The 12991-nt window shown below is 55.6% G+C and carries 11 protein-coding genes; 7 read left to right on the top strand and 4 right to left on the bottom strand.

The window, feature by feature from the left end:
• Positions 1-77: 77 nt before the first annotated feature.
• Complete coding sequence (locus CA948_RS05165) at positions 78-1670, bottom strand: multicopper oxidase family protein (protein WP_108727506.1); 1593 nt, start codon at positions 1668-1670, stop codon at positions 78-80.
• A 271-nt stretch (positions 1671-1941) separates the two neighbouring features.
• Between CA948_RS05165 and CA948_RS17835 the strand changes: the two genes are divergently transcribed.
• Positions 1942-2073, top strand: a complete 132-nt coding sequence (locus CA948_RS17835; RefSeq protein WP_257790043.1) for a hypothetical protein — start codon at positions 1942-1944, stop codon at positions 2071-2073.
• 338 nt (positions 2074-2411) lie between these two features.
• Here the strand turns inward: CA948_RS17835 and CA948_RS05160 are convergent, their stop codons facing one another.
• Positions 2412-3479 (bottom strand): DNA-binding protein, encoded by a 1068-nt coding sequence (locus CA948_RS05160; protein ID WP_108727505.1) that lies wholly within the window; start codon positions 3477-3479, stop codon positions 2412-2414.
• A gap of 189 nt (positions 3480-3668) precedes the next feature.
• Between CA948_RS05160 and CA948_RS05155 the strand changes: the two genes are divergently transcribed.
• From CA948_RS05155 to CA948_RS05135, 5 genes are all read left to right on the top strand, one after another.
• The gene (locus CA948_RS05155) at positions 3669-4868 is read left to right on the top strand and encodes a tyrosine-type recombinase/integrase (protein WP_108727504.1); all 1200 of its coding nucleotides are present in this window, start codon (positions 3669-3671) and stop codon (positions 4866-4868) included.
• A 152-nt stretch (positions 4869-5020) separates the two neighbouring features.
• Positions 5021-5953, top strand: coding sequence for a LysR family transcriptional regulator (locus CA948_RS05150; protein WP_108727503.1), 933 nt, complete (start codon positions 5021-5023; stop codon positions 5951-5953).
• A 103-nt stretch (positions 5954-6056) separates the two neighbouring features.
• On the top strand, positions 6057-6734 hold the full coding sequence (locus CA948_RS05145; RefSeq protein WP_108727502.1) for a DsbA family oxidoreductase: 678 nt from the start codon (positions 6057-6059) through the stop codon (positions 6732-6734).
• 105 nt (positions 6735-6839) lie between these two features.
• A complete protein-coding gene (locus tag CA948_RS05140; RefSeq protein ID WP_420866720.1) occupies positions 6840-7808 on the top strand; it encodes a cyclase family protein in 969 nt (322 codons plus the stop codon).
• Positions 7809-7909: 101 nt separating this feature from the next.
• Positions 7910-8350, top strand: coding sequence for a YtoQ family protein (locus tag CA948_RS05135; protein ID WP_094196712.1), 441 nt, complete (start codon positions 7910-7912; stop codon positions 8348-8350).
• Positions 8351-8519: 169 nt separating this feature from the next.
• On the opposite strand, the gene CA948_RS05130 is transcribed toward CA948_RS05135, so the two are convergent.
• Positions 8520-10982 (bottom strand): heavy metal translocating P-type ATPase, encoded by a 2463-nt coding sequence (locus CA948_RS05130; protein WP_108727500.1) that lies wholly within the window; start codon positions 10980-10982, stop codon positions 8520-8522.
• A gap of 536 nt (positions 10983-11518) precedes the next feature.
• Positions 11519-11836 (bottom strand): DUF4148 domain-containing protein, encoded by a 318-nt coding sequence (locus CA948_RS05120; protein ID WP_108727498.1) that lies wholly within the window; start codon positions 11834-11836, stop codon positions 11519-11521.
• Positions 11837-11977: 141 nt separating this feature from the next.
• On the opposite strand from CA948_RS05120, the gene CA948_RS05115 reads away from it, so the two are divergent.
• Positions 11978-12931 carry a LysR family transcriptional regulator gene (locus tag CA948_RS05115; protein ID WP_094196709.1) on the top strand — a complete coding sequence of 318 codons (954 nt, stop codon included), beginning with the start codon at positions 11978-11980 and terminating at the stop codon, positions 12929-12931.
• The last annotated feature ends 60 nt before the right edge of the window (positions 12932-12991 follow it).

Here is a 12991-nt window from a genome sequence, read left to right as displayed (position 1 = left end):
CAAGCAGGACGGCTTTGTCCGCCCCGCTGGTACACAGCCTTGCGGAGCGGACGTTTTCAAAACTTCAACGTTAAGCCTTATTCCACCATTAGCTGCGCCATCATGCCCAGGTCCTCATGCTCCAGAATGTGGCAATGAAACATGCGCAGGCCTGGTAATTCCTGTCGGAATGCCAGTCGGACGGTCTCGTTGGGGCGCAGATTGACGGTATCTCGCCAGGCACGGAATGGCTCCGGGACGGACCTGTTGCCGGTTTGACGTGCCAGAACCTGAAACTGCGTTCCGTGCAGATGGAAAGGATGATCCATATGGGAGTCGTTGATGACATCCCAGTACTGCCACTGCCCTGTCGGGCAACGCAGGTCGATACGGTTCATGTCGTAGACCTGATTGTTGATGCGGAACATGGAGCGCATGGCTGCCATGCCGGGCATCATGGTTTCCTGGTCCATGCCCCCCATGCCCTGATGGTTCATTCCGGGCGAGGCCGCCATGCCAGAGCCGTGCCCGGATGGCATGTCGTGGCTCATGGGCATGACTTCGCTGAACACCACTTTTGCGGTACTGGCGGCAGCAGGAATCGCCGGAATTGTCCGTAGCTGCTCGGGCAGGTCGATTTCCTGATGGCGGATTGTCAGCCCTGCCAGCGTCAAGGTCTCGGGTTTTTCCTTGATCATCATTTTTTGCCTGTCGTAATACAGGGCTTGCAAGCTGCTTTCCAGGTTTTTTTCCGCTTGGATAAAGAACTCCACCCGTTCAGCCGGTGCCAGCAAAATAGACTCTGCGGCGGCCAAAGGCTGTTCCAGCAACCCACCATCTGTACCAACTTGAATCAGCTGGGCGCCGGGGATGTGCAGTCTTAAATAACGGGTGGAGCAGGAGTTCCAGACGCGAATACGTTCTGCTGTGCTGGTCTGGATGCGCGGCTGGCGTTGAGCATTCAACAGCACGAACTGCCCTTCCCTGCCATTCATCCAATCCGGGCCGGTGTTGGCCGGTATATGGCCATTGATGTCCAACCGCAAATCGCTGATCGCCCAATGTTGTTCCGCATAGTCCTTCAATGGGTCTTTGGAAGAGCGAACAATAATTGTCCCGCCCAGTCCATGCGCGACTTGCTCACCACTTTTTCCATGCGGATGCGGGTGATACCAGTAGGTGCCGGCGCAACCTTTGGGCAAAGTAAAGCGGTAGTAGCGGCTTTGTCCTGGTAAGACCGCGTCCTGTGGGTTCCCGTCCTGATCCGAGGGTACGGGCAAGCCGTGCCAGTGAATCGTAGTGGCTTGATCCAGCTGGTTTTCAAACTCGATTTCGACTTGATCGCCTTCGTACAGCTCGATGAGTGGGCCGGGAGCCTGGCCGTTGTATAGCCAAAGCTCGGTGGTTTTGCCATCGGCGAGCACACGTTGGTGGGCGGCCGCAGTAATTTTCGCCTGAAACAGCCCTTTTTTCTGACTACTGTTTTTCAGCACTGGTAGAGCTTGCAGTGCCTGACCTGCCGGCATCTTTTCGACCGGCATCAAGCCTTGCCGAGCCATCATGTCGTGACCGGGCATATCTGCGGGCATGGATCCGTGGTGCTCCATCATGCCCTGTGCCCAGCTTCGTATAGGCAGGCTGCTCAAGAGGCTGGCACCTAAGGTGAGTTTGAAAAAATCGCGTCGTTTCATGGGTTTATCCCTATTAATCATCAATATACATGCGCTGCCCACGCCTAGTGAGCACAGGCTTGTTAGGCTTGGGGCGGTAATTAGAACGAGATGATCAGGACGAGCGCGGAGGTGGCTGGGCGGGGCCAATGAACCGGGAGAGGTAGTCTTGGTGCAAAGGAACGGGAGGGAAAGCGGGCTGCAAGACAATCGCTTCAGGCGGTGGAATCAGTGTCGCAAGACACGCGCAGCAGCCACTTTTTTGCGGGGTGCTGCAATGGTTGGGAGCGCTATGGTGAGATTGCCCCGGCGAGGCGTGGTGCCCTTGAACGGTGCTGTGAGCCGCGTTCTGAGTCGTGGCGTGCGCGGCAAAGCTGGTACCCAGGCCGATGCTGGCAAACAAAACAATAAGGCTGACTACTAAAAGCCAGCCTATGGTTTTGCGAGATGAAATGGGTGCGCGCAGCATGGGTAAAAGCTTAGCACGAGGCTGCTATTGGTCGTTTGCGCTAAAACAGACCGTTACACGCAGTGGTCCATTCATGATGGCATTCGAAGCAGGAGGACGAAGGGCTTCAAAGCATGAGGAAGACGATGAACTGTCCTTGCCTTCGGTTCGGCTGCTCGTTCATTCAAGGCTGGGCTGGGCTTTGCCTGATTTTTGATTGAAATCCCGCTAAATCTGCCGACACCTTTTTCGGTGATTGAAAGCGCGCCAAGCCTATCCTAGTGCATGCTGGCATAGGCTGCTGAATGGGCTCTTCATTGTTCAGGATCGTTCTTGATCAAGCGCCGCTTTAAGCGTACGGGCCGCACTGGCTGGGCCTGAGCTTGCTCCAGTTGCTGGCTGAGCAGTTGGGCTTTCTTGCGTGCTTCTTCATTTTCTCGCTCCAGCAAGGCTGTACGTGTGCGCAGCATTTGTAGTTGTCCCTGCATCTCTTTGGCCAAGTTATGGCTGATATCCAGAGCTGCTTGCATGGCACGACACTCGCCCTGCTCTTGCCCCAGCTCCTGGCGCAGCTTCTGCATTTGATCCTGCTGCTGGTTCAGCTCTTGTTCGTGAGCCTGACGCTGGGTTTTGTTCGCGTGCTCGGCCTCTTCTATTTGTTGACGTAGTCGCGTTTGAATGGAGCGTTCCTTGTCGATTTCCAACAAGGCACGGCGCTCGTTGGCCTGGGCGCGCTCCTCGGTCAGCTCAATGGCTTTTTGCAGCCGCTCCAAATCCTGGGTGAACTGTTCGCTTTGGCGGCGCAGCTCTTGTTGAACCAACTGCTTTTCGGTTTCCAGCTCGTTTTGGCGTTGTTTGGCGTGCAGCAAGTCTTGTTTCAGAGCCGCTTGCTCCTGACCGGCTGTCTGTAGTGCTTCTTTCAAGCGTTCTATGTTGGCTTGAGCCGTTTTTAAGGCGCCCTGCTCTACTTCCAGTGCCTGTTGTGCTTCCTGGGTTAGGGCTTGAGCCTGTGCGACGCGTTCATCAGCCTGGGTTTGGTAATGCTGCATTTGCTGTTTCGAGTGCCCCATGGCTTCTTGCCAGATGCGGCCCAGCAGGTCTCCCGTCAGGCTTTGCAATTCTTCTGGCATATCAGCCATATCCAGCCGAACCCGGCTTTTGTCCCGCAAATCTTCCCAGAACGTCTGGAGAGCCTGGGCTGGAGCACTCATGCTGCCTTTACGCACCAATTGGTACAGCTTGTTGGCCGTAGGCGTGACGCCATAGCGAAAAAACAGGAGCGCAGCCACTTCTTTGTACAAAGTCTGCGTATGGCTGAAGCGATCGCGTAATTGGGCCACATCAGCCAAGATTTGGCCCTCATTGGGCTGGTTTTGCTCCATTTTTCCACCTTTGTTGATAATTTAATTAATAATACAACGTAATATATAAAATTATCAACAAATTGAATTCTATAATTTGACATTATCTCTATAATGTCAAATATATGGCCTTAAGAAGGCCGGATTGCACAGGGACGGGTTTGAAAACCCTTCTCTGCTCTCTTAACGCCTCTGTTTTTCTGCTTATCCATGGAAATAGTCAACACGTCGCCCTCAACAGAACTGGGATCGGACGATATTGCTCAATTACTGGCCCGTTTTGATGGGCGGCAAGGCGCAAACCGTTCTATCGGTGGGCGGGCGCAGATTGAGGCGCAAACAGATATAGAGGCGTTGCGAGCCTGGTTGGCGCGCTATATAGATAGCCCTCGCACCTATGCGAACTATCGCAAGGAGGCGGAGCGGCTTTTGTTGTGGGCCGTCTTGGAGCGTCGCAAGGATCTGTCCTCGCTTAGTCTGGAAGACATCCTGGCCTATCGTTTGTTTTTGGCAGACCCTCAACCAGCTCATCGTTGGGTGGTTCAAGGACGCGCCCGCCCCGCCCGTCACCATGCGGCGTGGCGGCCCTTTGCCGGGCCTTTGTCTGAAAGCAGCCGGAATCAGGCTGTACTGATCCTGAACTCTTTATTTAGCTGGCTGGTGCAGGCGGGGTATTTGGCGGGCAATCCTTTGGCCTTGTCGCATCAAGGTCGTCGACAAAAGAAAACCACTGCCTCCCAGCAGCGATATTTGAGCCGGCTGCAATGGCGTTGGGTGCAGGATTACATTCAGGCTTTGCCCGAAGATACGCAGAGCGAGTTGCGCTACAAGGCGCGTGTACGCTGGCTTTTCTCTATCCTTTATGGTGGTGCCTTGCGTATTTCCGAACTGGTTCAGGCACGTATGGCCGATGTTCAAGAACGTGCCGATGCGGGAGCGACAGCCCAGTGGTGGCTGCATATCCACGGCAAAGGCGATAAATGGCGTCGTGTGCCTTTGACGCAGGAGCTGTTTAGTGAGTTGATGCGCTATCGGCAAGCGCATGCTCTGCAGGGTGCCCCGCAGGCCTTGGAGCCCTATCCTTTATTAATGTCGGCTGGCGCCAGTGACAAACATCTGACGCGGGCCATGGCGCATGTACTGGTCAAACAGGTTTTTCAAGGCAGTGCTGACCGTTTGCGGAATTTGCATCCAGACCAGGAATCTCAGGCCCGCATTCTGGAGCAGGCTTCGGCACACTGGCTGCGCCATTCAGCAGGCTCTCATCTGGCTGATCAAGGCGTGGATTTACGCATCATCCGTGACACCCTGGGCCATGAGTCCATTGCCACGACCAATATCTATCTGCATACCGATGATGATCAACGTCACCGGGCGCTGGAGCAATCTCATAGTTTGGGTTGGAAATAAGGGCTTTCGCCTGAGCGGAGGCTGGAAAATCAGATGTTAAACGCCAGCAGCAATGCGGTAGGATACGTCTCCTGACGTGGCGGTGCGCCAGTTCCAAGGAGCACGTCCGACCCAAGCCCTGCTATAGATGATTGTTGGAGCACCTATCCCTTATGGACACGTTTAATGTCATGCGCACTTTCCGGCGCATTGTGGAGTTGGGCGGGTTGGCCAAGGCCGCCGAGGACTTGGGGATATCGGCAGCCGGCTTGAGCAAGCAATTGCGGAGCCTGGAGGCGCATCTGGACACGGTCTTGATCCAGCGCACCACACGCAGCATGAGTCTGACGGAAACCGGCCGCAGTTACTATGCCGAATGCTGTCGGTTACTGGATGAGCTGGACGCCTTGGAGCGCTCGGTCAAACAGCAATCTCAGCGCGTGGCGGGTACCTTGCGCGTCAATGCGCCCCTGTCCTTTGCGCTTAGTGTTCTGTCGCCCTTGATTACGGATTTTCTGCACAAGTATCCGGACCTGAAGCTGGAGCTGGTCATGGAAGACCGGATTGTGGACGCGGTTGCGCATGGTTTTGATGTGTCGGTGCGTTTGCGCACCAGCCTGGATGATTCCACCCTGATTGCCCGTCGTCTGGCCACCATCGAGCAAAAGCTTTGCGCGGCCCCCGCTTATCTGAAGCTCCATGGTCAACCCCAGACTCTGCAGGATTTACGTCATCACAAAATGATCAGCTACAGCCTGGCGCATACCCAAGGCATTGTTTTTGATAGTGATTTTGACAGTGCCCCTAACACGCCGGCTCCTGGCAGTACGGCCTTGCTGTTTTCAGGTGAGCATAGTCAGGTAAATAACAGCCTAATGCTGCGCGACTTTCTGATTGCAGGTTTGGGTATTGGTGCCCTGCCTTCCTTCCTGGCAGATCCGGCCATTGCCAGCGGGCAGTTGCAACGCGTTTTGCCCGAGTTCGTGAATGAGCCACGGCATATTTATGCCGTGTATCCGACCAACCGACACTTGCAACCCAAGGTCAAAGCCTTCGTGGATTATCTGGCCGCTCAACTGCCCGATGCCATGTCCAAAGCCCGGTAAACAGGCCTTTCTGAACCCGGAGTAAAAACTGTCTGCACCGCCACGTGCTTATTCTCCGCTCCGGGGAACGCTATTGTGATGTCCATCTTACAAGGACATCACAATGCACGATCAAACACACCCTGACACGACTCAGCCGCTGGTCTCCCCCTTAATTATTGATTTCTTCCATGATGCCGTCTGTGGATGGTGTTATGTCATGTCGCCACGTCTGCGGCAAGTGGCTGCTGACCTGGGCATCCAGGTCCGCCACCATACCTTTGTTCTGCAAGACAGTCGTGAGCAAATGCTGCGGGCCTTCGGCTCCATGGAGCGCGCCAAACGTGAAATCCTGGGGCATTGGGCCGCCTGCGCTCAACACGACGATACCCAGTCCATCAATATCGAGGGCATGCAGGCACAGAGCTTCGAGTATCCCCACGGTATGCCGTCCGCCTTGGCTTGTCAGGCGGCCTATCTGCTGGCTGGTGAGCAAGGTCATTGGGACTACTTTGATGCCGTGCAGCGCGCGCATCTGGTAGAGAGCCGCAATATCGGCGATATGGACACCCTGCTGGCGATTGCCGTGGCTCAAGGTTTTGGTGGTGAAGCCTTTTTGAGCGCCATGGATAGCGATATTGCTCATCAGCGGGTTCAAACCGATCGCACTCAAGCCGCCAGGATGGGTATCCAGTCCATCCCCACCGTCCTGGTGTCATCGCGCGAGACAGGCCAGGAGCTTGCTCGCTTGCAGACCCAGCCTGCCGACATGCTCAAAACCCGTTTGCTCGCCTTGCTGTAAACGCGGCCCTCCCCTCTTTCTTACTTACGTTCCCTCTAAGGACATCCCATGTCGATTCGTTTCTCTCACCGTCTTCTCGGTTTATTGTTGGTTGGCGCAAGCAGCATGAGCGTCTCCCTGGCCCATTCCCCCCACCAAGCGAGCAACACCCCGTCTCTTAGTGCTCAGGAAGTAGGCATCAGCCCGTGGGGACCGGATGATGAAATTGGCCGCCTGAATCTGATCACCCCTGCTTCCCGGGCGGCCATTTTGTCCCGCCTGGATGGCAGCAAAGTCTATGACTTGGCGACTGATTACTACCTGGGCATGCCTAGCTGGCAGGATGCGGGTGACCCGCACTATCAGTTCTGGATGACGCACACCCCTCGTGGGACTGAAGTGGATGACCCGATGGGTGTTGGCAAGGACATGAACGCGGTGCGTAGCTATACGGGCACGGCCTTTTCCATGTACAGCCATACGGGGACACATATCGATGCCCTGAATCATTTCGGAATTCATGGAAAGATCTGGAATGGCTTCAAGGCTGATGAGCATCTGGGTGACCGTGGCTGGAACCGCACGGGTATCGAAAAATTCCCGCCCTTGATTGCCCGTGGTGTCTTGATTGATGTGGCCGCCGCCAAAGGCGTAGACATGCTGCCTGACCAATACCGCATCACGCGTCAGGACTTGAAGGATGCCCTGGCCCGCCAAAAAACGGTGCTGAAAGAAGGTGATATTGTCCTGATCCGTACTGGGCGCATGAAGCTCTTTAACGACCCCCAAGCCTATATGAATGCGCCTCCCGGCATGGGGTTGGATGCCGCTCGCTATCTGGTGGAAGAAGGCGGCGCCATGATTGTGGGTGCAGACAACTTGAGCTTTGAGACCTTCCCTTCCGAAGTGCCCGACGACTACGTGCCTTTGCATACGTACCTGCTGGCACAGCAAGGTGTACCGATTATCGAGCTGATTGCGTTGGATGAGTTATCCAAGGACAAGGTCTATGAGTTCGCCTTTATCGGTGGCCCGCTCAAGATCCGTGGTGGTGACGCCGCTCCCTTGCGCCCTGTCGCCATTCCGATTCGCTAATCAAGGAGCCGTATCCAGAGGTACGAGCCGCCTGTTTGACGGGTTTGAATGCGCCGGGCGCCTGTTGAAGAGGCGTCCGGCTTTTCTTTATGGAGTGCGTAATGACTTACACCGTTTATCTGTCTGGCGAAATTCACACGGATTGGCGCGAGCAGATTGCCCAAGGCGCAAAGGCCGTTGGACTGGATATCACCTTTACCAGCCCGGTCACCGATCATGATGCCAGCGATGCCGCAGGCGATCACCTAGGGCCGGCCAGCGAAGGTTTTTGGCGTGATCACAAGTCTTCCAAAATCAATGCCATCCGTACCAGAACCCTGATTGAGCAGGCGGATCTGGTCGTGGTGCGTTTTGGGGACAAGTACAAGCAGTGGAATGCTGCTTTTGATGCTGGCTTCTGTGCCGCCTTGGGCAAACCCTATGTGACTTTGCATGCCGAGGACATCATCCACCCATTGAAAGAAGTGGATGCCAGTGCGCAGGCCTGGGCGACCACACCCGAGCAGATCGTCGAGATTTTGCGCTATACGCTGAAAGCCTGATTATCAGTACAGGTCGGAGCGTGAGTGTGGCGATATTGTTTTGCCCGATAAACATGCCGCCCATCCGTGGCGGCATGTTTCTGCTCTGAGAGAGAAGAGAGAAGAAAAAAACCCGTTGTTAAAACAACGGGTTTTAAAGACCTGCGGTACTACGTGTTTTGAGAAGATCTTAATCCAGCTTCACACGACGCAAACGCAAGGCATTGCTAACGACAAAGACGCTGGACAAGGCCATGGCGCCTGCGGCAAACATGGGCGAGAGCAAGGTGCCGTTAAAGGGATACAGCACACCGGCGGCAACGGGAATCAGCGCCACGTTGTAGGCAAAGGCCCAGAACAGGTTTTGACGGATATTGCGCATGGTGGCGTGGGACAAGGCAATCGCGGTGACTACGCCTTGCATGTCCCCCGACATCAAAACCACATCAGCCGCTTCAATGGCAATATCCGTGCCGGTGCCAATGGCAATCCCCACGTCGGCCACGGCCAGCGCGGGTGCGTCGTTAATCCCGTCACCGACATAGGCCAGATGTTGATGGGTTTCGCGCAAGGCCTGGACAGCCTGGACTTTGCCTTCAGGCATGACTTCAGCCACCACTTCATCAATATTCAAGCGGCGGGCAATGGCATGGGCCGTGTGGCGGTTATCCCCGGTAATCATGACTACTTTGATGCCACGGGCATGCAACTGCTCAATGGCGCGCGGGGTGGTTTCCTTGATCGGATCAGCCACAGCCAGCAAGGCAATAACCTGCTTGTTGCGAGCGGCATACATGGGCGTCTTGCCTTCCTGGGCCAGCGTCTGGGCTTGCTCCGTAAAGGCAGACAGGTCTGCACCTAATTGAGTCATCAAGCGGTCTGCACCGACATGCCATTGATCGGCTCCGATTTGAGCCGTGACGCCCAAGCCGGTCAGGGACTCGAATTGCTCGGCTTTGGGTAGCGTGACATGCTTGTCCTTGGCGGCGCTGACGATGGCTTGAGCAATCGGGTGTTCGGAGTAATTCTCCAAAGCGGCAATGGCAGCCAAAGTCTGATCCTGGTTTTCACCCGAGGCGCACACAAAATCGGTCAGCTCGGGCGCGCCTTTGGTCAAGGTGCCGGTTTTATCCACGGCCACGACTTTCACATCGCGCAGTGCTTGCAGAGAGTCCCCTTTACGAAATAGCACACCTGCCTGTGCAGCACGACCTGTTCCCACCATGATGGAGGTTGGTGTGGCCAGACCCATGGCGCAAGGGCACGCAATAATCAGCACGGCCACGGCATTGACCAGCGCAAAGCTCAGTGCGGGCGATGGGCCAAAAATCAGCCACACAATGGCGGTCAAGACGGCCAGTGTCATGACGGCAGGCACAAACCACAGCGTGATTTTGTCGACCACGGCCTGAATCGGCAGCTTGGAGCCTTGGGCCTGCTCAACCATAGAGACAATATTGGCCAGTACGGTGTCCTGCCCTACGGCGGTAGCTTCAAATTCCAGCGAACCTTTTTGGTTTACCGTACCACCGATGACCTTATCGCCCAGGGATTTGGAGACGGCAATCGATTCGCCCGTCACCATGGATTCGTCCACATAGCTTTGACCGGCCACCACATCACCGTCAACCGGAATACGCTCGCCGGGACGAACCAGGACGATATCGCCGGTATGCAGATCGGCTAAAGGCAGTTCGACTTCCTGTCCGTCACGACGTACACGGGCGGTAGGTGGTTGCAGGCTGAGCAAGCGCTGAATGGCTTCAGAAGTACGGCCTTTGGCGCGGGCCTCCATGACGCGCCCGAGCAAAATCAGGGCCACGATGACAGCGGCGGCTTCGAAGTAAACGTAAACGGATTCGGCAGGCAGCCACTGGGGAACAAAGGTTGCAACCAGCGAGAAGCTGTACGCTGCCAACGTCCCCACCGCCACCAGCGAGTTCATATCCGGGCCGCCACGCAGCAGAACAGGAATTCCTTTGGTATAGAACTCTCGCCCAGGAAATAGCAAGACCAGCGTGGTGAGAACAAACTGGATCAACCAACTATTTTGTGTGCCGATGGTGCTGGCCACCCAATGATGAAAGGCAGGCACCATATGGCCGCCCATTTCCAGAATGAAAACAGGTAAGGCCAGAACCAGAGCGAGCCAGAAACGCTTGCGCAGGGTTTCGTAGCTTTGCTCGGCTCGTTCGAACTGGTCGTTTGTGGCGGCGGCCTGAGCCAGGCTGGCGGGATAACCGGCTTTGCTTACGGCCTGAATCAGGTCGGCAGCTTTTACGCCTTGCACGACCTGGACGTGGGCTTTGGCGGTAGCCAGATTGACCGAGGCTTTTTGTACACCGGGCACTTTCAGCAGGGCTTTTTCCACCCGACCTACGCAAGAAGCGCAGGTCATGTCCTGGACATCCAAAACGATGTCTTGTTGGGAAACTTTGTAACCACCCTTTTCCACTGCCTGCATAATCGCTTGGATGGGGGCAGCCCCGTCGTAGTCCACGGTGGCTTTGTTGGTGGCCAGGTTGACCTGGGCCGATTGCACTCCTGGCACTTTGCCAATAATCTTTTCAACCCGACTCACGCAGGAGGCGCAAGTCATGCCTTCTACGTCTAAAGTCAGGCGTGAGCCCTTGTTTGAAGCGCTTGTTGTCATCGAAATCACCCTTCAATGAATCGTCAATGGAGCCACTTTAGGGCTTGACCCGATGGGAAGGTCAAGACGTGATAATAAAAGCCCCCACGCTGCGCCTTCGGCTTGCTGCCCCCCCGAGGGGGCGTTTTTACCTTGGGGCGGCCCGGCGGTAAAAAATGCCCCCACGCTGCGCCTTCGGCTTACGTCCCACCTCGCGGCCTGCATGCCGCTCGGATTCGTCTGGCGCACAGCAGTCCGCAATGGACTACTGTGTGTCCCGGCTCATCCCCGAGGGGGCGTTTTTACCTTGGGACGGCCCGGCGGTAAAAAATGCCCCCACGCTGCGCCTTCGGCTTGCGCTCCACCTCGCGGCCTGCATGCCGCTCGGATTCGTCTGGCGCACAGCAGTCCGTAATGGGCTACTGTGTGTCCCGGCTCATCCCCAAGGGAGCGTTTTTATCGGGGGCACCGTGCTTTAGGACGGCCCGGCGGTAAAAAAAACGCCTCCGAAGAGGCGTTTTAAGGGGGAAGCGACGACTAACTAGCGATCATTCAGCTTAGTAAGCAACGAAGGAGCCGTTGTTGTTGTTCCAGTCGTTGGCTTGAGCTGCAACTTGATCACGGCTCAGTTCGGAGCGGGTATCAATACGTGGGTAATCGCTCATGGAACCCGCGCTAACGTAGCCTTGCTCTTGAGCGGTAGCCAGTTCCTGAACCACTTGCTGACGGCTCAAAGGAGCGTCGGTCGATTGAATCGTTGGGTAGTTCAGGTTTTCACCGGTGGCGACGTTGTTGGTGGCTGCCATGGCGGTGCCGCTCAAAGCGGTAGCACCCAGAATCAGGCTGGCGATAGTTGCGCGTGTGATGCTTTTCATTATTTACTCCAAATATCTATGGTGTGTTTTTCGGTCGTTCGCTGTGGTGTTTAGCGAATCGTTAGATGGAGTATGAGCCTTTCTAAACCTAGTAAAAACCCTTAATATTGCAAATGTATTTCCATTCATGGAACAATCCAAATGAGTACCATTATCGCCGGCCCTTTGCTCAACGACATCGCGATCTTCGTGGAAGTGGCCCGCGCTCGCCACTTTAGTCGCGCTGCCCAGGCCTTGGGAATGCCCGTCTCCACGGTGTCACGCCGTATCCGTGAACTGGAAAAAGAAGTGGGGGTGGCTTTGCTAAAACGCAGCACCCGCAATGTGGATGTGACCGATGCCGGGCAAGTGTATTTCGAGCGTTGCCTGGCCGTAGTTGAACAGGCCCGGCTGGCCCACGAGCAGTTGCTGGATGTGGCCCAAACCCCCAAAGGCCGCTTGCGCGTTTCCATGCCGGCTAGCTTCAGCATTGTGCTGATGCCGTCCATTATCCGAGGCTTCAATCAGCAGTACCCCGATATCGAGCTGGAGTTTGATTTGACGATTCGGCCTATTGATTTGCAGTCGGACAATTACGATTGCGTCATTCGCGTGGGTGCCCAGCCCGACTCCAGCGCGGTCGCCACCATGTTGGGACAGATTCGATTGGGGCTGTATGCAACCCGCAATTATCTGGATCGCAAAGGGCGGCCCAAACACCCTTCAGAGTTGGAAGGACACACGTGTATCTGCGCCCGCCCTGCTCGTGCGGATCGTATCTGGTCCCTGCGCGGCCCGAATCAAGAGCGTTATGACGCTGTTGTGGAAGGGGCTATCACTGTGAATAACGCCATCATGATGCGCAAGCTGGCTGTGCATGATTTGGGAATTACCGCCGCATCCTTGCTGGAGCGCCGTCTGGATCCGGATTGTGCGCAACTGGAGCGTGTTTTGCCTGATTGGGAGTTTGCGCCTTTCCCCATTCTGGCGCTATTGCCATCCCGCCTGATGCCACAAAAAACTCGTGTGTTTTTGAACTATTTACGCAGTGAACTGGACCGATTGATGTCGCAACCGGAGCTGGATGTCGCAGCGGCCGGTCAGGCTTATCCCTAAAAATATAAGTGCTATGGCCGTGACGCGCTATTGATCAAAACCTAACTATGCTATTTATAG

The sequence above is a fragment of the Alcaligenes aquatilis genome (genome assembly GCF_003076515.1).
GTDB lineage: Bacteria > Pseudomonadota > Gammaproteobacteria > Burkholderiales > Burkholderiaceae_B > Alcaligenes > Alcaligenes aquatilis.
The sequence above is the reverse complement of the archived record's forward strand: the minus strand, read 5'-3'. Positions and strand labels throughout refer to the sequence as shown.

What these genes read in the sequence shown, in the direction of transcription:
- CA948_RS05165 (WP_108727506.1), bottom strand. Translation starts at nt 1,670, where the DNA reads ATGAAACGACGCGATTTTTTCAAACTCACCTTAGGTGCCAGCCTCTTG.
- CA948_RS17835 (WP_257790043.1), top strand. Translation starts at nt 1,942, where the DNA reads ATGGTGAGATTGCCCCGGCGAGGCGTGGTGCCCTTGAACGGTGCTGTG.
- CA948_RS05160 (WP_108727505.1), bottom strand. Translation starts at nt 3,479, where the DNA reads ATGGAGCAAAACCAGCCCAATGAGGGCCAAATCTTGGCTGATGTGGCC.
- CA948_RS05155 (WP_108727504.1), top strand. Translation starts at nt 3,669, where the DNA reads ATGGAAATAGTCAACACGTCGCCCTCAACAGAACTGGGATCGGACGAT.
- CA948_RS05150 (WP_108727503.1), top strand. Translation starts at nt 5,021, where the DNA reads ATGGACACGTTTAATGTCATGCGCACTTTCCGGCGCATTGTGGAGTTG.
- CA948_RS05145 (WP_108727502.1), top strand. Translation starts at nt 6,057, where the DNA reads ATGCACGATCAAACACACCCTGACACGACTCAGCCGCTGGTCTCCCCC.
- CA948_RS05140 (WP_420866720.1), top strand. Translation starts at nt 6,840, where the DNA reads ATGAGCGTCTCCCTGGCCCATTCCCCCCACCAAGCGAGCAACACCCCG.
- CA948_RS05135 (WP_094196712.1), top strand. Translation starts at nt 7,910, where the DNA reads ATGACTTACACCGTTTATCTGTCTGGCGAAATTCACACGGATTGGCGC.
- CA948_RS05130 (WP_108727500.1), bottom strand. Translation starts at nt 10,982, where the DNA reads ATGACAACAAGCGCTTCAAACAAGGGCTCACGCCTGACTTTAGACGTA.
- CA948_RS05120 (WP_108727498.1), bottom strand. Translation starts at nt 11,836, where the DNA reads ATGAAAAGCATCACACGCGCAACTATCGCCAGCCTGATTCTGGGTGCT.
- CA948_RS05115 (WP_094196709.1), top strand. Translation starts at nt 11,978, where the DNA reads ATGAGTACCATTATCGCCGGCCCTTTGCTCAACGACATCGCGATCTTC.